20 protein-coding genes are annotated in these 19,914 nt (G+C 72.1%); 7 read left to right on the forward strand and 13 right to left on the reverse strand.

Features of this window, described 5'->3' with window-relative positions; all coding sequences use genetic code 11:
- Positions 1-120: 120 nt before the first annotated feature.
- The 4 genes from ACFYY7_RS09955 to sigE all read right to left on the reverse strand — a co-directional run bounded on the left by ACFYY7_RS09955 (position 121) and on the right by sigE (position 4,354).
- On the reverse strand, positions 121-606 hold the full coding sequence (locus ACFYY7_RS09955) for a sec-independent translocase (RefSeq protein WP_388659260.1): 486 nt from the start codon (positions 604-606) through the stop codon (positions 121-123).
- Between the two features lie 99 nt (positions 607-705).
- On the reverse strand, positions 706-2,454 hold the full coding sequence (locus tag ACFYY7_RS09960; RefSeq protein WP_388659263.1) for a S1C family serine protease: 1,749 nt from the start codon (positions 2,452-2,454) through the stop codon (positions 706-708).
- Positions 2,455-2,564: 110 nt separating this feature from the next.
- Positions 2,565-3,596: a zf-HC2 domain-containing protein gene (locus ACFYY7_RS09965; RefSeq protein WP_388659265.1), complete on the reverse strand. Its 1,032-nt coding sequence runs from the start codon at positions 3,594-3,596 to the stop codon at positions 2,565-2,567.
- Positions 3,593-4,354, reverse strand: a complete 762-nt coding sequence (sigE, locus tag ACFYY7_RS09970) for an RNA polymerase sigma factor SigE (RefSeq protein WP_351261037.1) — start codon at positions 4,352-4,354, stop codon at positions 3,593-3,595. Before sigE ends, ACFYY7_RS09965 begins: the two co-directional genes overlap by 4 nt.
- 181 nt (positions 4,355-4,535) lie before the next feature.
- Here sigE and ACFYY7_RS09975 point away from each other — a divergent pair, with 181 nt between their 5' ends.
- Positions 4,536-5,201, forward strand: coding sequence for an O-methyltransferase (locus tag ACFYY7_RS09975; RefSeq protein ID WP_388659268.1), 666 nt, complete (start codon positions 4,536-4,538; stop codon positions 5,199-5,201).
- Positions 5,202-5,348: 147 nt separating this feature from the next.
- On the opposite strand, the gene ACFYY7_RS09980 is transcribed toward ACFYY7_RS09975, so the two are convergent.
- Complete coding sequence (locus ACFYY7_RS09980; protein WP_003966491.1) at positions 5,349-5,516, reverse strand: DUF3117 domain-containing protein; 168 nt, start codon at positions 5,514-5,516, stop codon at positions 5,349-5,351.
- Between the two features lie 313 nt (positions 5,517-5,829).
- On the opposite strand from ACFYY7_RS09980, the gene ACFYY7_RS09985 reads away from it, so the two are divergent.
- The gene (locus ACFYY7_RS09985; protein WP_388659271.1) at positions 5,830-6,642 is read left to right on the forward strand and encodes an enoyl-CoA hydratase/isomerase family protein; all 813 of its coding nucleotides are present in this window, start codon (positions 5,830-5,832) and stop codon (positions 6,640-6,642) included.
- An 8-nt stretch (positions 6,643-6,650) separates the two neighbouring features.
- On the opposite strand, the gene ACFYY7_RS09990 is transcribed toward ACFYY7_RS09985, so the two are convergent.
- Positions 6,651-7,235, reverse strand: a complete 585-nt coding sequence (locus tag ACFYY7_RS09990) for a DNA-3-methyladenine glycosylase I (RefSeq protein WP_388659274.1) — start codon at positions 7,233-7,235, stop codon at positions 6,651-6,653.
- The gene (locus tag ACFYY7_RS09995; RefSeq protein WP_388659275.1) at positions 7,232-7,681 is read right to left on the reverse strand and encodes a hypothetical protein; all 450 of its coding nucleotides are present in this window, start codon (positions 7,679-7,681) and stop codon (positions 7,232-7,234) included. The genes ACFYY7_RS09990 and ACFYY7_RS09995 overlap by 4 nt, the downstream gene beginning before the upstream one ends.
- Positions 7,682-7,824: 143 nt before the next feature.
- Between ACFYY7_RS09995 and folP the strand changes: the two genes are divergently transcribed.
- Positions 7,825-8,697 carry a dihydropteroate synthase gene (folP, locus tag ACFYY7_RS10000; protein ID WP_388659278.1) on the forward strand — a complete coding sequence of 291 codons (873 nt, stop codon included), beginning with the start codon at positions 7,825-7,827 and terminating at the stop codon, positions 8,695-8,697.
- Between the two features lie 49 nt (positions 8,698-8,746).
- On the opposite strand, the gene ACFYY7_RS10005 is transcribed toward folP, so the two are convergent.
- Together ACFYY7_RS10005 and dapE are read right to left on the reverse strand one after the other, a co-directional pair.
- Positions 8,747-9,496, reverse strand: a complete 750-nt coding sequence (locus tag ACFYY7_RS10005) for a TIGR00730 family Rossman fold protein (RefSeq protein ID WP_388659281.1) — start codon at positions 9,494-9,496, stop codon at positions 8,747-8,749.
- Between the two features lie 102 nt (positions 9,497-9,598).
- A complete protein-coding gene (gene dapE / locus ACFYY7_RS10010) occupies positions 9,599-10,678 on the reverse strand; it encodes a succinyl-diaminopimelate desuccinylase (RefSeq protein ID WP_266729886.1) in 1,080 nt (359 codons plus the stop codon).
- A gap of 61 nt (positions 10,679-10,739) precedes the next feature.
- Between dapE and ACFYY7_RS10015 the strand changes: the two genes are divergently transcribed.
- Positions 10,740-11,687, forward strand: a complete 948-nt coding sequence (locus tag ACFYY7_RS10015; protein ID WP_388659284.1) for a hypothetical protein — start codon at positions 10,740-10,742, stop codon at positions 11,685-11,687.
- A gap of 287 nt (positions 11,688-11,974) precedes the next feature.
- A complete protein-coding gene (locus tag ACFYY7_RS10020) occupies positions 11,975-12,376 on the forward strand; it encodes an ATP-binding protein (RefSeq protein ID WP_388659287.1) in 402 nt (133 codons plus the stop codon).
- A 91-nt stretch (positions 12,377-12,467) separates the two neighbouring features.
- Here ACFYY7_RS10020 and dapC read toward each other — a convergent pair whose 3' ends face one another.
- Entirely contained in the window at positions 12,468-13,562 is a 1,095-nt protein-coding gene (dapC, locus tag ACFYY7_RS10025) for a succinyldiaminopimelate transaminase (RefSeq protein ID WP_388659290.1), read from the reverse strand.
- Between the two features lie 140 nt (positions 13,563-13,702).
- Positions 13,703-14,023, reverse strand: coding sequence for a ferredoxin (gene fdxA, locus ACFYY7_RS10030; protein WP_018956287.1), 321 nt, complete (start codon positions 14,021-14,023; stop codon positions 13,703-13,705).
- A gap of 117 nt (positions 14,024-14,140) precedes the next feature.
- Here fdxA and ACFYY7_RS10035 point away from each other — a divergent pair, with 117 nt between their 5' ends.
- On the forward strand, positions 14,141-15,142 hold the full coding sequence (locus ACFYY7_RS10035) for a GNAT family N-acetyltransferase (protein WP_388659293.1): 1,002 nt from the start codon (positions 14,141-14,143) through the stop codon (positions 15,140-15,142).
- 18 nt (positions 15,143-15,160) lie between these two features.
- Positions 15,161-16,009 (forward strand): tetratricopeptide repeat protein, encoded by an 849-nt coding sequence (locus ACFYY7_RS10040; protein WP_388659296.1) that lies wholly within the window; start codon positions 15,161-15,163, stop codon positions 16,007-16,009.
- Positions 16,010-16,084: 75 nt separating this feature from the next.
- Here ACFYY7_RS10040 and ACFYY7_RS10045 read toward each other — a convergent pair whose 3' ends face one another.
- On the reverse strand, positions 16,085-18,082 hold the full coding sequence (locus tag ACFYY7_RS10045; protein ID WP_388659299.1) for a GTP-binding protein: 1,998 nt from the start codon (positions 18,080-18,082) through the stop codon (positions 16,085-16,087).
- 530 nt (positions 18,083-18,612) lie between these two features.
- Positions 18,613-19,635, reverse strand: coding sequence for a hypothetical protein (locus ACFYY7_RS10050; protein WP_388659302.1), 1,023 nt, complete (start codon positions 19,633-19,635; stop codon positions 18,613-18,615).
- Positions 19,636-19,914: the final 279 nt, after the last annotated feature.

Below are 19,914 nucleotides of genomic sequence, written 5' to 3' on the forward strand. Positions count from 1 at the left end.
CTGCCCGGCCGCCTCCTCGATCCGTTGGGTCCGGAGCGGCCCGCCCCCCAACGGGCGTACTCACAACCGGACAGATGGAGAATAGCCATACCCTCCGGACGGGCCGGGATTGGCGGGGGGTCAGGTGGCGTCGGCGTCGAACGGCGGCCGGTCGTCCTTCGCGGGCTGGTCACGCTTCTTGAGCAGGTCCGGAGCACCGGCGGAACCATTGGCGGCGGTGATCGCGGCGCCGCTCGACACGCTGCTCCGGGAGTCCTCGGACTCCGCTTCCTTGCTCTCCCGGCCGTTCACCGCGTCGGTGACCTCGGCCAGATCCTTGCGGAGGTCGAAGCTCTCGCGGATCTCCTTCAGCCCCAGGTCGTCCTTGCCGTCCATGAGCTGCTTGCGGACGAACGTCTTGGGGTTGAGGTCCTCGAACTCGAAGTCCTTGAACTCCGGGCCGAGCTCCGTACGGATGTCCTCCTTGGCGCTCTCCGAGAACTCACGGATCTTGCGGATGAAGCGCGAGGCGTCCTGGATAACCTTCGGCAGCTTGTCCGGACCGAAGATCAGCACGCCCAGAACCGCGAGCGTCACCAGCTCGAGTGCGCCTATGTCATTGAACACCCTGTTGCCCTTCGTGTTCTCCGAGACCATGTCGGTCGAGGTCCGGACCCGGCCCACGGTACCCGTCGGAACTGTCCGCGCGGTAGCGTGCCGGGCCCGTCACGTGCCGCTTGCGGAGCCGAGCGTCAAAGAGATGGACAGGTCTTTACCACCGCGGGTCAGCTTGAGGTCCAGACGGTCTCCCGGACGGTGTGCGCGGATCTTCACGATGAGTTCCTCGCCGCTGTGCACGCGCCGGCCACCGACCTCGGTGATGATGTCTCCGGGCCTGATCCCGGCCTTGGCCCCGGGCCCGCCCGGCGTCACCGCGGACTTTCCGGCCGTGCCCTTCTCCCCGACCCTGGCGCCGTCCCCGGCGTACTTCATGTCGAGGGTGACACCGATCACCGGGTGGGTGGCCCTGCCGGTGTTGATCAGTTCCTCGGCGACCCGCTTGCCCTGGTTGATCGGGATGGCGAAGCCGAGGCCGATGGAGCCCGCCTGCCCGCCCTCCTCGGACGCACCGCTGTCGGCGGCCCGGATGGCGCTGTTGATGCCTATGACATGGGCGTCGGTGTCGACCAGCGGACCGCCGGAGTTGCCGGGGTTGATCGGCGCGTCGGTCTGCAGCGCGTCGACGTAGCTGATATCGCTGCCGTCGCCCTTCTCGCCGCCCGCGGTGATCGGCCGGTCCTTGGCGCTGATGATGCCGGAGGTCACGGTGTTGGACAGGTCGAAGGGGGCACCGATCGCCACCACGGGGTCGCCGACCTGCACGTTGTCGGAGTTGCCCAGCGGCAGCGGCTTGAGGCCGGAGACACCGGTGACCTTGACCACGGCCAGGTCGTAGCCGCTGTCCTTGCCGACGACCTCGGCGCGCGCGGTCTCGCCGCCGCTGAACGTGACGGTGATCTCGCCGGCCTGGCCGGCCGGGGCGACGACGTGGTTGTTGGTGAGGATGTGGCCGGAGCCGTCGAGGACGAAGCCGGTGCCGGTGCCGGACTCGGCGGAGCCGCTGACGTGGAGGGTGACCACGCTGGGCAGGGCGCTGGCGGCGATGCCCGCGACGCTGTCCGGGGCGCGGCCGCCGCTGCTGCGTCCTGCCTGCGGGAGCTCGACCTGGGTGAGGCCGCCGTTGCGCTCTATGTAGGCCCCGATGCCGCCGCCGATGCCGCCCGCCACCAGCGCGAGCAGTACCGCGCCGATCAGGAGCGAGCCGCGCCGGTTCTTCTTGCGGCCGGTGTCGGCCCCGAGCGGCGGGCCCGGGTGGGTGAGCGGCTGCCTGGGGGCGCCCCAGGGGTCGTACTGGAGCCACTGCGTCGACGCCCCGTGCGGCTGCGGCTGGAGCTGGGGCTGCTGAGGTGTGTGGGGCGGCGGGGGCGTGAAGCCGGCGGGGGCGGGTGAGGCCGGGGCCGACGGTGCGGGGATGGGCGACGTGGGAATGCCCGCGCCGTTCGTCCCCGCGTACTGCGGGGGTACGGGGGTGCCGTGCGCCGGGGTCGGTACCGGCCGCTGCACGGGTGGTGCGGGCGCCCAGGGGCCGGGTCCGCCGTAGGGCGGGGTGCTGTACTCGTCGGGCTGGTGCAGCGGCGTCGCGGGCCTCGCGGCCGGTACGTCGGGAACCGGGGCCGGGACGTCGGCCGTGTGCGTCCCGGGCTCCGCCGTGCCGTTCTCAGCCGTCGTGTCCGTCGCTTCCGTCGATTGCGCCGCCCGCGTCGCGTCCGTCGCCGGAGCCGCGTCCGCCGGGTCGGCCGTGGGCGCCGCGTCCGCTACGGGGGACGGCTCCTCCGGTGCTGTGCGGGAGGTTCGTCCCGGCGTCGGCCGGCTCCACCACTTCGCCTTCGGCCCGGTGGACTTCCCGTCTTCCATGCTCTCCCCGCAACTGCCGCAACTGGCCTCTGCACGCCCCGGCGGGGGCGTCCCTCCCGGAACTGCTCCCGGAATTCAACCAGGTTTGCGAATGCTTGCGCAGACCCCGGTCAGCGCCGGACGGAAAGCGGCAGACCAAGATCGTCGGGGGTGGGGAGGGCCGAGGCCGACGACTGCTCCCAGGGCGGTGGTGACGACTGCGTCCCGGACGGTGGCGCGGAGGGCACCGGGGACTGCGCGGCGAGCCGCCCGAACACCTGGGCGAAGAGCGGGGTGGTGCCGGTCGGTCGTATCAGCGGTGGCGCGGACATATTGGCCAGGACGGGTGTGGCGTAGGGGTTCCCCTCAAGGCTCGCGGTGGAGAGCACCACGGGAGTCGCGGAGGGCGCCGCCGGTGCGACGCTCGGCGCGGTCGACGGGGCGACGGCGATCGAGCGCTCCCCCGATCCCCGGGTGGCGAGCGTGCCGTGGCCGCCGGTGGAGCGGCGGCCGGCCGGGCTGCCGCTCTCGCCGCGCGAAGGCGCGTCGAGCGGGGTCACCGCGTTTCCGCCGCCCGTGGCCCGGGCCGCGGAGCTGGGGCCCGCACCCGTAGGCAGGGCACCGCCGAGGGCGATGGCCGCCAGCGAGACGGCGCTCGCCGCCGCGAAGGCGAATCTCCGGCCGCGCCAGGGCGACCGCTCGCCCTCCCGGCCCACCTCATGGATCCGGAAACCGGAACGGGAGGGCCCGCCCGGCAGTACGGCCGTCGAGCCGTGCGAGGTCGGGAGGAAGCCGAAGCCGCCGAGCGGCCGGCTCCCCGGCGAGTCCGGGCGGCTGCCGGACGGCTGGATCACGGGGAAGAGCCCGCCGCCGAAGCGCCCGGAGCCGCCGAATGGTCTGTCCGGGCCGTCGTCGTCACCCCCCGGCCCCCCGGGAAGGCCCTGCAGCCGGGCAAGGAAGCCCTCGGACGGCGACGGCGGGGCGGACTGGGCGAAGACACTCTTCAGGCGACGCTGCGCCGCGGCCTCGGCCTTGCACTTGGCGCAGGTCGCGAGGTGGGCGAGCACCCGCTCACGGGCGTCGTGTTTCAGCTCGCCGTCGACAAGCGCGGCGAGGCGGTCCCCCAGGTGTTGTTCCGCGGGGGTCGGACCTGTGCCACTCACGCCGTTCCGCCCTCCCCTGCCAGGATCGCGCCCGCCAGCGAGCGCTGCTCGGCACGGGCCTCGGGCGAGCGGTGCTTCAGGGCCTTGCGCAGGTGCGAACGGCCACGGTGGATGCGGCTGCGCACGGTGCCGAGCTTCACGCCCAGCGTCGCGGCGATCTCCTCGTACGAAAGACCCTCGATGTCGCAGAGCACGACGGCGGCACGGAATTCGGGCGCGAGGGTGTCCAGCGCCTGCTGGACGTCCGCGTCGAAGTGGGTGTCGTTGAAGACCTGCTGCGGGGACGGCTCACGGCTCGGCAGCCGCTCGGCGGCGTCGTCGCCGAGGGAGTCGAAGCGGATCCGCTGCTTACGACGGACCATGTCCAGGAACAGGTTGGTCGTGATGCGGTGCAGCCAGCCCTCGAAAGTGCCCGGCGTGTAGGTCGACAGTGACCGGAACACTCGGACGAAGACCTCCTGGGTGAGGTCCTCGGCATCGTGCTGGTTGCCCGTCAGACGGTAGGCCAGGCGGTAGACCCGGCCGCTGTGCGTGCTGACGATCTCTTCCCATGAGGGTGGCGTCCACGCCTGGGAGTCCGCGTCTGAGGCGAAGGTCGCGGTCGGTGCGGAGTCGTTGGAAGAACGGTCAGCAATGTAGGTCACGGATTTCGGCTCACCCGCCGACCTGAGAAAGCGCCGCAGCGCTCCTCTCCGATCCACAGGCGCAGCCGCACCTCCCCTATCGGCTCTGGTGGTGTCCAGTGGAGCCCCTACCATAGCCACCTCGCCCGTTAGCTCCGGATAAGCCTTTTTCCTGCTGGGGCCGGGGATCGCCCCGGAACCGCCGGCCCGTGGCTCCCGGACCCGATCCGCGGGCCGATTCCACAGGCTCTCCCCTGCCTCTCCATAACGCCCGGTCCCATCTGCGGGTTCCCGGGTGCAGCGGATACAGTCACCGTTGCGCCAACTACGGGGACAGGAGAGGGTCATTACCGCCAACCGGCAGACGAGCTGGGCGTTCGCCGACGCCTTTGTCGCCGAGGACGAAGCACTGCACTGGGCCCGGGACCGGGCCCAGGAGGCGGGGCTCCGCTCGGTGTCGCCAGGTACCGGCGCCGCGCTGCGCTTGCTCGCTGCCACGACGGACGCGAAAGCGGTGGCCGAAATCGGTACCGGGACCGGCGTGTCCGGTCTCTATCTGCTGCACGGAATGCGGCCCGACGGCGTGCTGACCACGGTCGACCCGGAGCCCGAGCGCCAGCAGTTCGCCCGCGAGGCGTTCCGGGCCGCCGGGTTCGCCGCCAACCGTGCCCGCTTCATTCCCGGCCGCGCCCTGGACGTACTGCCCCGGCTCGCGGACGGCGGATACGACCTCGTGTTCTGCGACGGCGACCGGCTGGAGAGCCTGGACTGCCTCGCTGAATCGTTGCGCCTGCTGCGCCCCGGCGGCCTGGTCTGCTTCGAGGGCGTCTTCGCGGACGGCCGTACGGTCGATTCCGCGGCCCAGCCCGCGGAGGTGCTACGGCTGCGGGAGCTGCTGCGTGCGGTGCGGGAGAGCCAGGAGCTGCTGTCGACGCTGCTGCCGGTGGGCGACGGGCTGCTGTGCGCGGTGCGCAGGGGCTGAGGCTCTCAAGGCCGTCCACGGCCCGCCCGGCCGTCCGGGCCGTGGACGGCCTCGAAGGGCCGGGAACAGTCGTGAACGGTCATGGACGCAGCACTGCCCCGGCACGGACTCCGTGCCGGGGCAGTGCTGAAGTGTGGGCGCCTCTGCTCAGCCGACGACCTTCTTGAGGGCATCGCCGAGTGCATCGGCCTCGTCCGGAGTCAGCTCCACGACAAGCCGACCGCCGCCTTCGAGCGGAACGCGCATGACGATGCCCCGCCCCTCCTTTGTCACCTCGAGCGGGCCGTCGCCCGTCCGCGGCTTCATGGCCGCCATGCTCGTTCCCCTTCCTGAAACCAGCTCATCGCAACCGGCGGCCCCATGACAGGCGCTGTGTCACCGGCATCGAACACATTGCTTCCAGGCCATTATCCCGCATCACAGACCCCAATGACCAACATCGGTCTGCATCGCTTGCGCAACGCGCTCTCTCAAAACCACCCAATTCGGCGATCGGCCTGCGATACTCCGCCACCCGCACCCCCGCATCGGAGCGCAATTGTTAGACGCAGGTCACATATCGGCTCCCGCCCGAGTCGGCCATGCTTGCCTGGACAGGCATTGCCCGAGGTGCGAAGGGGACAACGAAATGGCCGACCACATGGCGGACAGCGTGCTCTACGAAGTGAGCGACGGGCTCGCGACGATCACGATCAACCGTCCCGACGCGATGAACGCCATGAACACCGCGGCCAAGGTGGCGCTCCGGGACGCGCTGCGGTCCGCGGCGGCCGACACCGCCGTACGCGCCGTGCTGCTCACCGCGACCGGGCGGGCGTTCTGCGTCGGCCAGGATCTGAAGGAGCACGTGGCCACGCTCGAAAGCACCCGCGAGTCGGGCAGCGGCAACGCGCTGAGCACCGTGCAGGAGCACTACAACCCGATCGTGCGGGCCATCACCGAGATGCCCAAGCCGGTCGTAGCCGGGGTCAACGGCGTCGCCGCCGGTGCCGGTTTCGGCTTCGCGCTCGCCTGCGACTACCGGGTGGTCGCCGACACCGCCTCGTTCAACACCTCCTTCGCCGGCGTGGCCCTCACCGCCGACTCGGGCGTCTCGTGGACGCTGCCGCGCCTGATCGGGCAGAGCCGCGCCGCCGATCTGCTGCTCTTCCCGCGCTCGATCTCCGCACAGGACGCCCATGAGCTGGGCATCGTGAACAAGCTGGTGCCCGCCGCCGACCTGGCCGCCGAGGCCGCCGCCGTGGCCCGCACCCTGGCGTCCGGCCCCACGGTGGCGTACGCCGCGCTCAAGGAGTCCCTGGCGTACGGCGCCGGTCACACGCTGGGCGAGGCGCTGGAGAAGGAGGACGAGCTCCAGACCCGGGCGGGCGCGTCCGAGGACCACACGATCGCGGTGCAGGCGTTCCTGAACAAGGAGCGGCCGAAGTACCTCGGCCGGTAACCCCCGGGCTACGCCCCCGTACCGCGTGCCACGCAGTCGGCCAGGTGGTCGTCGACCAGGCCGCACGCCTGCATCAGCGCGTAGGCCGTGGTGGGCCCGACGAAGCGCAGGCCGCGCTTCTTGAGGTCCTTGGCGAGTGCGGTGGACTCCGGGGTGACCGCGGGGATGTCCTCGGTGGTGCGCGGGACCGGGCGGTCGGCCGGGTCGGGGGCGTGGGACCAGATCACCTCGTCCAGCTCGCCGTCCGCCCAGCCCGCCAGCACCTTGGCGTTGGCGAGGGTCGCCTCGATCTTCGCGCGGTTGCGGATGATGCCGGCGTCGGCGAGGAGGCGCTCCTTGTCGGCGTCGGTGAACTCCGCGACGGCGGGGATCTTGAACCCGGCGAAGGCGGAGCGGAAGCCCTCCCGGCGGCGCAGGATCGTCAGCCAGGACAGGCCCGACTGGAAGGCCTCCAGGCAGAGCCGTTCGAAGAGGGCGTCGTCGCCGTGGACGGGGCGGCCCCATTCGGTGTCGTGGTACGCGAGGTAGTCCTCGGTGGAGAGCCCCCACGGGCAGCGCAGGCCGCCGTCCGGGGCCGCCTCGGCTCCGCTCATTCCCGGGGCTCCTCTCCGGGGTGCCCGGTCCGCCGCGGGTCCGGTCCTGGCGCCTCCCACGGCGCTCTCGGGCGGTCCTCGGGCAGCTCCCACGCCTGTGGCGGCTGTTCCTTCGGCGGCTTGATCAGATCGGGGCCGCCGACCGCGGTCGCCTGGGCACCGGCCAGCGCCGACTCCAGCTCCGCGATCCGCGCGTCCCGCTCGGCGAGCTCGGCACCGAGCCGGCTGAGCGCGACATCGACGTCCGCCATGCGGTAGCCGCGCACGGCCACCGGCAGGCGCAGCGCGTCGACGTCCGCGCGGCCGACCGGTCTCGTCTCGGGCAGCGGGTCGGTCAGCTGCTCGGGAGCCACGTCCTGCAGGACGGCACTCTTCCCCCCACCGACCACCGCCAGGGTGACCACGGCCACGACCACGACCATCGTCGCCAGCAAGAACCAGAACACGCGCATCTCCCCAAGAGCGGAAACCTGTCCGGGTCCGATCGTGCCATGCGCCACCGACAACCGGTGGCCGCCCGGACAGGGCCGGGACAGCCCTTAGGGTCGCAGGTGACTCACATGGCGATCCGGCAAAGGAGAAACGCGGTATGCGAAGCGGTGCGCTCAGGCTGGGACGGCGCGAATTCGGTGCGCACGAGCCGGTGATCATGGCGATCGTGAACCGTACCCCGGACTCCTTCTACGACCAGGGTGCGACCTTCCGGGACGAACCGGCGCTCGCCCGGGTCGAGCAGGCGATCGCGGAGGGTGCGGCGATCGTCGACATCGGGGGCGTGAAGGCGGGACCGGGCGAGGAGGTCACCGCCGAGGAGGAGGCGCGCCGCACGGTGGGGTTCGTCGCGGAGGTGCGCCGCCGCCATCCGGACGTGGTGATCAGTGTCGACACCTGGCGCCACGACGTGGGCAAAGCGGTCTGCGAGGCCGGCGCCGATGTGCTGAACGACGCGTGGGGCGGCGTCGACCCGAAGCTCGCGGAGGTCGCCGCGCGGTACGGCGCCGGTCTGGTGTGCACGCACGCGGGAGGCGCCGAGCCCCGGACCCGGCCGCACCGGATCGCGTACGAGGACGTGATGGCGGACATCCTGCGGGTGACGGTGGGGCTGGCCGAGCGGGCGGTGGAGCTCGGGGTGCGGCCCGACGGGATCATGATCGACCCCGGTCATGACTTCGGGAAGAACACCCGGCATTCCCTGGAGGCGACGCGGCGGCTCGGTGAGATGACGCAGACCGGCTGGCCGGTGCTCGTCTCGCTGTCCAACAAGGATTTCGTCGGCGAGACGCTCGACCGTCCGGTGAAGGAGCGGGTCATCGGGACGCTGGCGACCACGGCCGTCTCCGCGTGGCTGGGGGCGCAGGTGTACCGGGTGCACGAGGTGGCGGAGACCCGGCAGGTGCTGGACATGGTGGCGTCGATCGCGGGACACCGGGAGCCGGCCGTGGCACGGCGCGGACTGGCCTGAGCGGAGCGGTGCGGGGCCCTGCGACGGGCCCCGCAACCCGGACGCCCCCCTACCGGCCGACCTCCTTCGTCACGAGGTCGACCGCCTCGTCCACGTCGTCGGTGACGTGGAACAGCAGCAGGTCGTGCTCGGACGCCTTGCCCTGCGCCACCACCGTGTTCCGCAGCCAGTCCACGAGACCGCTCCAGTACGCGGTGCCGAACAGCACGATCGGGAAGCGGGTGACCTTGCCCGTCTGGACGAGGGTGAGCGCCTCGAAGAGTTCGTCCAGGGTGCCGAGCCCGCCGGGCAGTACGACGAAGCCCTGCGCGTACTTCACGAACATCGTCTTGCGGACGAAGAAGTAGCGGAAGTTCACGCCGATGTCGACGTGCGGGTTGAGGCCGGACTCGAAGGGCAGCTCGATGCCGAGTCCGACCGAGACGCCCTTCGCCTCCCGCGCCCCCTTGTTCGCCGCCTCCATCGCGCCCGGCCCGCCTCCGGTGATCACCGCGAAGCCGGCCTCCACCAGGGCCTTGCCGATCCGTACGCCCGCCTCGTAGTCGGGCCCGCCGGCCGGGGTGCGGGCCGAACCGAAGACGCTGATCGCGCTCGGCAGTTCGGCCAGCGCGCCGAATCCCTCGACGAACTCCGACTGGATGCGCATCACCCGCCAGGGATCGGTGTGCACCCACTCGGAGTCGCCCTCGGTGTCCAGCAGCCGCTGGTCGGTGGTACCGGGCTGCACCTGTTCCCTGCGGCGCAGTACCGGCCCGACCCGCTGCTCCTCGGGTACGTGTGCTCCCTCGGGGTTGCCCATGACCTGCTCCCTCCGACGACGATCGACGGCCATCTGCCGATGACCATCCGTTGTCAGGTCAGGGTAGATCGACGGAGGTTACGGAGAGGGGAATGCCATGGGTCAGGAGGTGAGCCAGGAGCGGAGCCGCTCCTCGCACCGGGTGATCCGCTCGACCACCACGTGCTCGTCCCGCTTGTGGGCGAAGAGCGGGTCGCCCGGTCCGTAGTTCACCGCGGGGACGCCGAGGGAACCGAAGCGGGAGACGTCCGTCCAGCCGAACTTGGGCCGGGCGGTGCCGCCCACCGCCGCCATGAACGCCTTGGCCGCCGGGTGCGAGAGGCCGGGCATGGCCGCGCCCGAGTGGTCGTCCACGACGAATTCGGCGACGCCGCAGTCCGCGAAGACCTCGTGGACGTGGGCCAGCGCCTCCTCGGCGGTCCGGTCGGGCGCGTACCGGAAATTGACCACGACGGTGCAGGCGTCCGGGATGACGTTGTTGGCGACGCCCCCCTCGATCCGTACCGCGTTCAGGCCCTCGCGGTATTCGAGGCCCTCGATGACCGGGCGGCGCGGTTCGTACGCGGCGAGGCGGGCCAGGATCGGGGCGGCGGAGTGGATGGCGTTGGACCCCATCCAGCCGCGCGCGGAGTGGGCCCGCTCCCCCTCCGTGCGAAGGAAGACCCGCAGGGTGCCCTGGCAGCCGCCCTCGACCTCGGCGTCGGTGCCCTCCAGCAGGATCGCGAAGTCGCCCGCCAGCCAGTCGGGGTGGGCGTCGGCGATGTGGCCGAGCCCGTTGAGGTGCGCGGCGACCTCCTCGTTGTCGTAGAAGACGAAGGTCAGGTCGCGGTTGGGCTCGGGCACGGTCGCGGCGATCCGCAGCTGGACGGCGACGCCCGACTTCATGTCGGTGGTGCCGCAGCCCCACAGCACCCCGTTCTCGTCGAGCCGGGACGGCACATTGTCGGCGATCGGGACGGTGTCGATGTGCCCGGCGAGCACCACCCGCTCGGCGCGGCCCAGGTTCGTCCTGGCCACGACGTTGTTGCCGTACCGGTCGACGGTCAGGTGCGGGAGGGTGCGCAGCGCCGTCTCGATCGCGTCGGCGAGGTCCTTCTCCTGACCGCTGACCGACGGGAAGTCGACGAGCCGGGCGGTGAGCTCCGGGCCGTCCAGGGTGAGGTCAAGTGTGGTTTCGGGCATGGGACCGACCCTAAGGGACTGGGCCCTCGGCCCCGGGCGGGCACTCCAGTACGGTGGGCCCGTGCCCCGGACCGTCTCCCCCGCCCGCCGACACACCGGCCGCAGCCGCCCCTTGCGCATCGTGGCGGCCCTCGTCGTGCTCGCCGCGCTCGGCGGCTATCTGACCGTTCAGTACATAACCGGCAGCCAGGTCGTCGAAGGATGCGTCGTGCGGTCCGCTGACGGTTCGGACGGCAAGGGCCGTACGTACCGGATGAGCCCGGAGCAGGCGGTCAACGCCGCGACGATCTCCGCGGTCGGCACCTCGCGCGGGATGCCGGAGCGCGCCGTGACGATCGCGCTGGCGACCGCGCTCCAGGAGTCCGGGCTGCGCAACATCGAGCACGGTGACCGGGATTCGCTGGGGCTGTTCCAGCAGCGCCCCTCGCAGGGCTGGGGCACCGAGGAGCAGATCCTGGACCCGGTCTACTCCGCCGGGCAGTTCTACCGGCATCTCGCCGAGGTCCCCGGTTACTCGCGGCTGCCGCTGACGGTCGCCGCGCAGCGGGTCCAGCGCAGCGGTTTCCCGCAGGCGTACGCGAAGCACGAGCCGGACGCGGCCCTGCTGGCGGCCGCGCTGACCGGTCGTACCCCCGCCGCGCTGAACTGCGCGCCGCCGCGGGCGACGGCGGCGAGCGCCGACGCGGAGAAGGTGCGGGCGGAGCTGGTGCGCGCCTTCGGCAAGGACGTGCTGCCCGCGGCGCGGACGGCTCCCGGGGGCGGCGGGGGCGCCGCCGGCGCGGCGGCGACGAGCACGGTCTCGGTGCCGGTGCCGGCACCCCGGGCGTCCGAGGACGACGGCTCGGCCCGGCGCGGCTGGGAGCTGGCGCACTGGGCGGTCGCGCAGTCCGAGGCGCTCCGCCTGGGCGAGGTCTCGTACGCGGGCCAGGTGTGGGAGGCCGGGTCGGGCTGGCGGACGGAGCGCAATGAATCGGGCACCACCGAGGTGCGGATCAAGCTCGCTCGCTAGTTCGCGCGATCACCCGGAGGTGTCGTCCGAACCCCTCCGGACACCCCCTCGGACAACACCTCCCGCAATCCCCTCCCCGCACCTCGGTTCCCTTCCCGCAGAAGGGAAGCGACGGTTCACCGGCCCTCCCGGGAATGCTGCGTTTGCCCGGATTCCTCCATTGCACATCATGTGACGCATTACCGACTCTTTACCTCGGCACACCGCAACCTCCCCTGCCCTTCCGACGGTTGTCATTGCGTCCGGTCAACGGACAGACCCATTTCTCATCCTGTCGAAGGAGCATCATGTCCCTCCCCCTGACCCGCCGGATCGCCCGTGCCGCGCTGCTGATCGCCGCCGGTACCGCTCCCGTGGTCGGTGCGGCCGGAGCCGCGGGTGCCGCGGGGCTCCCGCAGGCCCCGGAGCTCGGCGGTCTGACCACCGTCGACGGTGCCGGTCTCGGCAAGACGGTCGACGGCGCCTCCCAGCAGGGCGCCCAGGTGGCGGGCGACACCGGCGGCAGGATCGTCGGGACGACCCTCCCTGCCGCGACCAGGACCGCGGGCAAGGCCGGTGCCGAGACCACCCCCGCCGTGCAGAAGGCCGCGGGCGGCGCCGCGGGCAGCGCGGGCCGGCTCGTCGGCGAGGCCGCCGGTACCGCCACCCAGGGCGGCCTGCCCACCCAGGGCCTGCCGATCGGCGGCTGACCCGCACCGGCCGCCGGCCGGCACATCACATACGCGAGGGGCCTCGGGAGTGCGCACTCCCGAGGCCCCTCGCGTACATGCCGCCGGTGTCTCAGCCCAGCCGCTTGACCGCGGCCGCCACCCGCTCGTCCGTCGCAGTGAACGCCACCCGTACGAAGTGGTCGCCGGCCGGTCCGTAGAAGTCGCCCGGCGCCACCAGGATGCCGAGCTCCGCCAGGTACGCCACGGTCTCCCAGCACGGCTCGTCGCGCGTCGCCCACAGGTAGAGGCTCGCTTCGCTGTGCTCGATCCGGAAGCCGTGCGCCTCCAGCGCGGTGCGCAGGGCCGCGCGCCGCTGCGCGTACCGGGTCCGCTGCTCGGCCACGTGCTCGTCGTCGCCGAGCGCCACGACCGTCGCGGCCTGGACCGGGGCGGGCGTCATCATGCCGCCGTGCTTGCGGATCAGCAGCAGCTCGCCGAGGACCGCCGCGTCGCCCGCGATGAAGGCCGCGCGGTAGCCGGCCAGGTTGGAGCGCTTGGAGAGCGAGTGGACGGCGACGATGCCCTCGTACGTACCGCCGCAGACGTCCGGGTGCAGCACGGAGACCGGTTCGGCCTCCCAGCCCAGCTCCAGGTAGCACTCGTCGCTGAAGACCAGCACGTCGTGCTCGCGGGCCCAGGCGACGATCCGGATCAGCTCGTCCTTGGCCAGGACGCGGCCGGTCGGGTTGGACGGCGAGTTGAGCCAGAGCAGCTTGAGCCCGGCCGGGTCCAGCTCCGCCGGGTCGTCGTAGACCACGGGCTCGGCGCCGCAGAGCCGGGCGCCCACCTCGTACGTCGGGTAGGCGAGGCGCGGGTAGGCCACCTTGTCGCCCGCGCCGAGACCGAGCTGGGTCGGCAGCCAGGCCACCAGCTCCTTGGAGCCGACGACCGGCAGGACGTTGTGGTGCGTCACCCCGACCGCGCCGAGCCGCCGCTCCACCCACCCGGTGATCGCGTCACGCAGCTCGGTGGTCCCCCACACCGTCGGATAGCCGGGGCTGTCCGCGGCGGCGACGAGCGCCTGCCGGACCAGCTCGGGCACCGGGTCGACGGGCGTGCCGACGGACAGGTCCACGATGCCGTCGGGGTGGGCCCCGGCCGTCGACTTGTAGGGCGCGAGCTTGTCCCAGGGGAAGACCGGGAGACGGGAGGAGACTGCGGACAAGGAACTCTGCTTTCTCGTACGGGGGTCACGCGGGACACGCGAGGGGGCTCGGGCCGCTCGTCACCCGGGCGTGGAAACGCCTCGGTCCCGCACGGTGACGAGCCGTACGGGACCGGGGCGGCGCACGTGCCGGCCGCCGGCTACTGGTTCTGCGGCGGCAGCGCGGCGATGAACGCGTGGTCGCGCTCGATCAGGCCCAGCTTGGAGGCACCACCGGGCGACCCGAGGTCGTCGAAGAACTCGACATTCGCCTTGTAGTAGTCCTTCCACTCCTCCGGGGTGTCGTCCTCGTAGAAGATCGCCTCGACCGGGCACACCGGCTCACAGGCTCCGCAGTCGACGCATTCGTCCGGGTGGATGTACAAGGACCGCTGGCCCTCATAGATGCAGTCGACGGGGCACTCTTCGATGCAGGCCTTGTCCTTTACGTCGACACAAGGCTGCGCGATGACGTAGGTCACGCTGTCGTTCCTCCTCGGTAGGGCGTTGGCTCTCGCGCGGGAGCGCGGCGTCGTCGATGCCCGCACCTAGTATCTCCGTTCCGGGGCACGAACCGAACAGGAGGGGCGTACAGAGCTGTGGAATTCACCATCGGCGGACAGCTCAAGGTCCGAATCACACCGGCTGACGTGGGCAAACGGGTATCAGTCCGGCGTGTGTGCGAGACGGCCCCACAAGGAGCGACGTTTGCCGACACGGTAGGGGTTCTCACATCGTGGGACGACGGTGTGCTCTCGATCACACCGAAGAGCGGTGAATCGGTCCGCATCCCGGAATCGTTTCTGGTGGCGGGCAAGGTCGTGCCCGCCGCTCCGGCCCGGCGGCGCGGTCCGGCGGCCTCCTTCGAAGAGCTCGCGCCCGTCCTCGCCCGAGCCTGGCAGCCGGTGGAGAGCGAACCGCTCGGCGACTGGCGGCTGCGCGCCGCGCGGGGGTTCACCCGGCGCGCCAACTCCGTACTGCCGCTCGGCGATCCCGGCGTCCCGCTCGACGAGGCGCTCGGGCGCGTCCGGCAGTGGTACGGGGAACGGGAGCTGCCCGCGTACATCCAGACCTCGACCGGCGCCGAGGGCACCCAGGAGCTGCTCTGCGCGGAGCTGGAGGAGCACGGCTGGCACCGCGAGGTGACGGCGGAGGTACGCACCGCCGGGCTCGCCCCGGTCGGCGATCTGGACGCGGACGTGTCCCGGGTGCGGCTGAGCCGGGACCTCGACGAGACCTGGCTCTCCCGCTACCAGCGCTTCGAGACCCCGGGACCGCACGTCCTGGCGGTGCTGCGCGGTGGCCCCTCGGTGTGGTTCGCCTCGGTGCCCGGCGACGAGGAGGGCGCGGCGCCCGCCGCGATCGGGCGGTGCGTGGTGGACGGGCGCTGGGCCGGCTTCATGGCCGTCGAGGTCGATCCGGCGCACCGGCGCCGGGGGCTCGCCTCCGCCGTGATGGCCGCGCTCGCCCGCAGGGCCCTGGAGGAGGGTGCCTCCGCGGCCTGGCTCCAGGTGGAGACGGACAACGAGGGGGCGCGGGCGATGTACGAGGGCATGGGGTTCGCGGTCCACCACCTCTACCACCACTTCCGGTCGGCGTGACGGGGACGGACGGACCCGATGAACCCTGAACCCGCCGGGCGCCCGGACCCGGACGAGCTGCGCCGCCGGTTCGCAGAGGAGGCGCGCGCCGAACGGCCGGACCTGGCGCTGCTCTGCCTGCTGCTGGGAGCGGTGGCCGATCCGGCGCTGGACGCGAACGGGATCGACGCGGCGCAGATCGAGCTGGACGAGCTGGCGGGCCGGCTTCCGTACGGGGTGCGGGGCGGCCGGGCGTGGGCCTCGGCGCTGGCCGAGCTGCTCGGGGAACGGTACGGCTTCGCGGGCTCGTCGGCGGACTACCAGCGGCTGGAGTCGTCACTGCTGCACGAGGTGCTGCGCAGGCGTCGCGGGCTGCCGATCCTGCTGTCGGTGGTGTGGATCGAGGTCGCGCGGCGGGCGGGCGCCCCGGTGTACGGGGTGGCGCTGCCCGGTCATTTCGTCGTCGGGTTCGGCGATCCGGCCGAGCGGGTGCTGGCCGATCCGTTCGACGGCGGCCGGCCGATGACCGGGCAGGACGCGGAGCTGCTGGTGGCCGGGGCCACCGGGGAGCCGTTGGAGGAGTCGATGCTGGTGCCCGCCCGGCCGCTGGAGATCGTGCTGCGGATCCTGAACAACATCAGGGCCTGGGCGGCGGCCCGTCCGGAGCGCACGGACGTGGCGCTGTGGGCGGTGGACCTGTCGCTGCTGCTCCCCTCGCACCCCGCCAGGCTGCGGTACGAGCGCGCCCAGCTGCTCGTACAGAGCGGGCAGTTCCTGCGCGGTGCGGCGGAGATGGAGGAGTACGCGGACGTGGTCGACGAGGTGGAGCCCGCGGCCGCGGAGGCGATCCGCCGCCGGGCGCGGGCCGCCCGGTCGCTGCTGAACTGAGGGCGGTCCGCAGGGCGACGGGGCGGCGCGGGACCGCCGCGTGCCCCGTCGCCCTGCAGCCCTGCGGACCGGCCCTCAGCCGACCCTGCGTGCCGTGCGCAGCAGGTACTCCTTGCGGTTGAGCGGGTCGCGGTCGGTGCGCGGCCGGTCCGGGGCCGTTCCGGCGACCGCCCGGTAGGAGGCGAACTCGGACTCCAGGACCCCTTCGCCACGCGTCAGGGCCGGCAGCTGCTGCTGGAGTTCATGGACGCGGGCCGCCGGGATCTCGCCCTCCAGCACACAGAGGGAGCCGTGCACGGCCGGTGTCCCGGGGACGGCGCGCAGCTGGGCGAGTACGGGCAGGACCGGGCCGAGCAGCTCCGCCGGGAGTTCCAGACGGAACCGGTGGATCGGCTCGTGCACCGTGGTGCCGGCCTCCGTCAGAGCGCTCATCAGGACCAGCGGGGTCAGATTCCGGAAGTCCCCCGCGGTGCTCGACATGCTCTTGTCGAAAACGGCGTGGGAATGGCTCTGGCGGGGCCAGTAACCGGAATGCGTCATGGTGACGACACAGTCGGTGACCTGCCAGCCGTGAATGCCCTGCCGCAGGGTCTCCCCCACCGTCTCCTCCACCGCCCTCATCAGGGAGAAGGGCATCGATCCGAGCTCCACCTCCAGCCGGTAGGCGATACCGCTGCCGACCGGGGCGGGGTCGACCCTCAGCCCGACGGTCGCCAGAAACGGATTCCCGCCCTGATCGATGATCTCGTACGCCGCTCCGCTGCCCTTCGGCCGCTCCAGGCAGATCGTCGTGGTCTCGCGGAAGGTGACGCCGATTCCGTATTCGTCGGCCAGCGTCGCCTGGACGACCTCCTTCTGCACTTCGCCGTAGAGCGAGACGGACACCTCTTCACGGATGTCGTCCTGCCGCAGATCGATCAGCGGGTCCTGTTCGGCGAGTTGCGCGAGCGCGAAGAGCAGTTCGCCCCGGCTCGCCGGAGGGCTGGGGACCACCACCGATTCCAGCGTCGGCGGGGCGAACCACCGGCCCGGCGGGGCCGCGCCCGGTTCGCCGACCGGATCACCGATCCGGATGCCGTCGAGCCCCTGGAGCTTCGCGATCCGGCCTGCCGGGACCGCCGCCCCTCGGACGGCCGAGCCCTGGTCGAAGACGCTGATCCCGGTCACCCTGCCCTCGGCGCGCCCGTCGCCCCGTCCGAACGGCAGCCGGTCGCGGATCCGTACCGTGCCGGAGAACATCCGGACGTACGCCGTCCGCTCGCCGCCCGGTCCGCGCTCCACCTTGAAGACGGTGCCCGAGACCGGCCCGTCGGCATCGCCCCGGCTCGCCGGGAGCAGCTCCGTGACCCCGTGGATCAGGGCGTCCACCCCGGCCCCGGTGATCGCCGAGCCGAAGTACACCGGATGCACCGCCGCCCGCCCGGTCTGCGTCGACAGCTCCTCGCGGAGCCTGTCGTACGGGAGCGCCACGGCGTTCTCGACGTACGCGGCCAGAAGCGCGTCGTCGTGATCGGCGAGCAGCTCGGTCAGCCGGTCGGTGAAGCCGGCGTCGGCGTGGGTGTACGGCGTGCAGCGGGCGTCGCGGCCGCCGGGAGCGTCGACCGACCCCATGGCGACGACGGCCGGGGTGAGCTTCTCGGAGATGTCCCGCAGGACGGAGTCGCACCGCGCACCGCCGCGGTCGACCTTGTTCACGAAGATGAGCGTGGGAATGCGCAGGCGTCGCAGCGTCCGCATCAGTACGCGGGTCTGCGCCTGTACGCCCTCCACCGCGGAGACGACCAGCACCGCGCCGTCGAGCACGCTCAGTACCCGTTCCACCTCGGCGATGAAATCCGGGTGCCCGGGGGTGTCGATCAGATTGACCGTGGTGCCGTCGACGGCGAACGAGACGACGGCGGACTTGATCGTGATGCCGCGTTGCCGTTCGAGCGCCAGGGAATCGGTCCGGGTGCTGCCCTTGTCGACGCTGCCGATCTCGTCGATGACGCCGGCGGTGTGGAGCAGCCGCTCGGTCAGGCTCGTCTTACCGGCGTCGACATGCGCCAGGATTCCCAGATTCAGCGTGTGCACGAAACTCCATGTCCTCAAGATCGGTGGCAATTCCCGCCTGAATGAACATGTGAGTTCCTCGCATGACCCGCTCCTTCGTCGATCGAATTCCGTGGGTGAGTACAGCAGGGGATCCGGACCCCGGACAACCGATTTAACACTCGAAGGCAAGCAGGTCGATGTAACGGCGCGTCGCCGGATTCGGGTCCGTCACCGACGCGGACCCAAAGACGCACGCACGGCAACCCAGCAGGTCACAAAGGCCGCGCCGTCCGGACCGGCACACCGCTCGGACCATTTTTCAACTCACCTGCCCACAGGCGCTGTTGATGGCGATTCGAGGAGGCCCGAGGGGCGGGCAGCGGACGGCTCCACCACGTGGCGGGGTCGGCAAACGAGTGGAACCCCTTCGCCCAAACCTCACGCGCCGCTGCGTGCAGTCCAACGGGTGATTATCGGCCGCACTCCACCCGAAGAGCCCACGGCGTAGCCCCAATGCGGCGTTTTGCATTGGCGCGAATTCACATTCCGGCTGACGGTGGATCACGTCGCTACTGCGCCACAATGAGTCGACACCCAGTCACTCTTCGCAGTTGCGCCGGAAGGAATGTGTTCAGATGCGCTCTGCCCGCACGCTGTTCGCTTCGGCCGCTGTCACAGCGGTCCTCGCCATCACCGGCCCGTCCGCCTACGCCATGGCCGCGTCGGGCGACTCGGGCCACGACAACGGTTACTCGTCCTCGCGCGGCGACGACCACGAAAACTCCGACCGCGGTGAGGGCCGCGGCGGCGACGAGGGAGGCCGCGGTGGAGGCCGCGGTGGAGATGAGGGTGGCCGCGGCGGCGACGAGGGTGGCCGCGGCGGCGGCTACGGCGGTCGCGGCGGCGACGAAGGTGGCCGCGGCGGCGGCCGTGGCGGCGACGAAGGTGGCCGCGGCGGCAACGAAGGTGGCCGCGGCGGCGATGGCCCCCGTGGCGGCGTCAGCGCCGGCGGCGGCTTCATGGCCTCCGTGATCGCCAGTGACGACGAAGGCGGTCGCGGCGGCGGCCGTGGCGGCGACGAAGGCGGTCGCGGCGGCGACGAAGGCGGCCGTGGCGGCAACGAAGGCGGCCGCGGCGGCGACGAGGGCGGCCGCGGCGGCGACGAAGGCGGCCGCGGTGGAGGCCGTGGCGGCGACGAGGGTGGCCGTGGCGGCAACGAAGGTGGCCGCGGCGGCGACGAGGGTGGCCGTGGCGGCAACGAAGGTGGCCGCGGCGGCAACGAAGGCGGCCGCGGCGGCGATGGCCCCCGTGGCGGCGTCAGCGCCGGCGGCGGCTTCATGGCCTCCGTGATCGCCAGTGACGACGAAGGCGGTCGCGGCGGCGGCCGTGGCGGCGACGAGGGCGGTCGCGGCGGCGACGAGGGTGGCCGCGGCGGCGAGGGCGGTCGTGGCGGCGACGAGGGCGGTCGTGGCGGCGGCTACGGCGGTCGCGGCGGCGACGAGGGCGGTCGTGGCGGCGGCTACGGCGGCCGTGGCGGCGACGAGGGCGGCTACGGCGGTCGCGGCGGCGACCAGCCCCGTGGCGGCGTCCACGCCGGCGGCGGCGGCATGGCGATGACCGGTGGCGGCCTGGCCGCCGGCTCGGCTCTGCTGCTCGGCGGTGTCGGCGTCGGTGCGTACAAGCTGCGCCGTCGCCAGTCGACCGGTGGCGCGATGGCCTGACCGGGCCAACCCTCCAGCCAGTAGTTCGGTTGTCGCGGTCGCTGCCCTTCGGGGCGGCGGCCGCGGCGACTGCTTTTACCTCCCGATAAGCCCCGGATAAGCCCGGCTCCGCCCCCGCTCTCCTCCTCGACACCGCACGACCGAAAGGCA

This window comes from Streptomyces sp. NPDC001933, from assembly GCF_042890955.1.
In the GTDB taxonomy this organism is placed as follows: Bacteria; Actinomycetota; Actinomycetes; order Streptomycetales; family Streptomycetaceae; genus Streptomyces.

Bases quoted from the DNA above. Each gene is read 5' to 3' on its own strand.
- ACFYY7_RS09960 (WP_388659263.1), bottom strand. From the start codon at position 2,454: ATGGAAGACGGGAAGTCCACCGGGCCGAAGGCGAAGTGGTGGAGCCGG.
- sigE (WP_351261037.1), bottom strand. From the start codon at position 4,354: ATGGTAGGGGCTCCACTGGACACCACCAGAGCCGATAGGGGAGGTGCG.
- ACFYY7_RS09980 (WP_003966491.1), bottom strand. From the start codon at position 5,516: ATGGCGGCCATGAAGCCGCGGACGGGCGACGGCCCGCTCGAGGTGACA.
- ACFYY7_RS09985 (WP_388659271.1), top strand. From the start codon at position 5,830: ATGGCCGACCACATGGCGGACAGCGTGCTCTACGAAGTGAGCGACGGG.
- ACFYY7_RS09990 (WP_388659274.1), bottom strand. From the start codon at position 7,235: ATGAGCGGAGCCGAGGCGGCCCCGGACGGCGGCCTGCGCTGCCCGTGG.
- folP (WP_388659278.1), top strand. From the start codon at position 7,825: ATGCGAAGCGGTGCGCTCAGGCTGGGACGGCGCGAATTCGGTGCGCAC.
- ACFYY7_RS10005 (WP_388659281.1), bottom strand. From the start codon at position 9,496: ATGGGCAACCCCGAGGGAGCACACGTACCCGAGGAGCAGCGGGTCGGG.
- dapE (WP_266729886.1), bottom strand. From the start codon at position 10,678: ATGCCCGAAACCACACTTGACCTCACCCTGGACGGCCCGGAGCTCACC.
- ACFYY7_RS10020 (WP_388659287.1), top strand. From the start codon at position 11,975: ATGTCCCTCCCCCTGACCCGCCGGATCGCCCGTGCCGCGCTGCTGATC.
- ACFYY7_RS10040 (WP_388659296.1), top strand. From the start codon at position 15,161: ATGAACCCTGAACCCGCCGGGCGCCCGGACCCGGACGAGCTGCGCCGC.